Annotated in this window: 1 protein-coding gene; it reads left to right on the top strand. The window is 68.7% G+C overall.

What is annotated here, in order from left to right:
• Positions 1 to 1,669 (top strand): Ig-like domain-containing protein (locus J5M71_RS25865; protein WP_243434351.1); only part of this gene is annotated, 1,669 nt, incomplete at both ends.

The raw sequence follows: 1,669 nt of genomic DNA, 5'->3' as shown, positions 1-1,669 counted from the left end.
CCATCGCCCCGGCCGCACCCATCATCGACCCGAGCAACGGGGTGGTGATCAGTGGTACAGCTGAAGCAGGCGCCACCGTGACCCTGACCGATGGCAGCGGCAACCCGATCGGCCAGATCACCGCCGACGGCAGCGGCAACTGGAGTTTCACCCCCGGCACGCCGCTGGCCAACGGTACCGTGGTGAACGCCACGGCAACCGACCCGACCGGCAACACCAGCGCGCCGTCGAGCACCATGGTGGACTCGGTTGCTCCGGCTACGCCAGTGGTTGAGCCGAGCAATGGCACGGAAATCAGCGGCACCGCCGAGCCAGGCAGCACCGTCACCCTGACCGATGGCAGTGGCAATCCGATCGGCCAGACCACTGCCGATGGTAGCGGCAACTGGGCCTTCACGCCTGCGACCCCGCTGGCCAACGGCACGGTGATCAATGCCGTGGCCCAGGACCCGGCCGGCAATACCAGCGGGCCGACCAGTGTCACCGTTGACGCCATCGCCCCGGCCGCGCCGACTATCGAGCCGAGCAATGGTGCAGTCCTCACGGGCACCGCTGAGCCCGGCGCTACCGTCATCCTCACTGACGGTGGCGGCAACCCGATCGGCGAGACGACCGCCGACGGCAGCGGCAACTGGGCCTTCACGCCTGCGACTCCGCTGGCCAACGGCACGGTGATCAATGCCGTGGCCCAGGACGCGGCCGGCAATACCAGCGGGCCGACCAGCGTCACCGTTGACGCCATCGCTCCGGCCGCACCCATCATCGACCCGAGCAACGGGGTGGTGATCAGTGGTACGGCTGAAGCAGGCGCCACCGTGACCCTGACCGATGGCAGCGGCAACCCGATCGGCCAGACCACCGCCGACGGCAGCGGCAACTGGAGTTTCACCCCCGGCACGCCGCTGGCCAACGGTACCGTGGTGAACGCCACGGCAACCGACCCGACCGGCAACACCAGCGCGCCGTCGAGCACCACGGTGGACTCGGTGGCCCCGGCGGCGCCGGTGGTCGAGCCGAGCAACGGCAGCGAAATCAGCGGCACCGCCGAGCCAGGCAGCACTGTCATCCTGACCGATGGCAGCGGCAACCCCATCGGCCAGACGACCGCCGACAACAACGGTGACTGGAGCTTTACCTCGGCCACACCGCTGGCCAACGGCACGGTGGTCAACGCCGTGGCTCAGGACCCGGCCGGCAATACCAGCGGGCAGGGCAGCACCACGGTGGATGCGCTCGCACCCGCTGCGCCGGTAGTCAACCCGAGCAATGGCGCTGTGATCAACGGTACCGCCGAGCCAAACAGCACGGTGACCCTCACCGATGGCAGCGGTAATCCGATTGGCCAGGTGACGGCCGATGGCAGTGGCAACTGGAGCTTCACTCCAGCGACGCCGCTGGCCAATGGCACGGTGGTCAATGCCACGGCGAGCGACCCGGCGGGCAATACCGGCCCGGCAGCGACGGTTACCGTCGATTCCAGCGCGCCGGCTGCGCCGGTCATCAATCCAAGTAACGGTGTGACCATCAGCGGTACGGCTGAAGCGGGCGCCACCGTGACCCTGACCGATGGCAGCGGCAACCCGATCGGCCAGATCACCGCCGACGGCAGCGGCAACTGGAGCTTCACCCCCGGCACGCCACTGGCCAACGGTACCGTGGTGAACGCTAC

It is taken from the genome of Pseudomonas sp. 43(2021) (assembly GCF_017490805.1).
GTDB lineage: Bacteria > Pseudomonadota > Gammaproteobacteria > Pseudomonadales > Pseudomonadaceae > Aquipseudomonas.
Note: the sequence above shows the minus strand (reverse complement) of the source record. Positions and strands in the feature narration are given on the sequence as shown.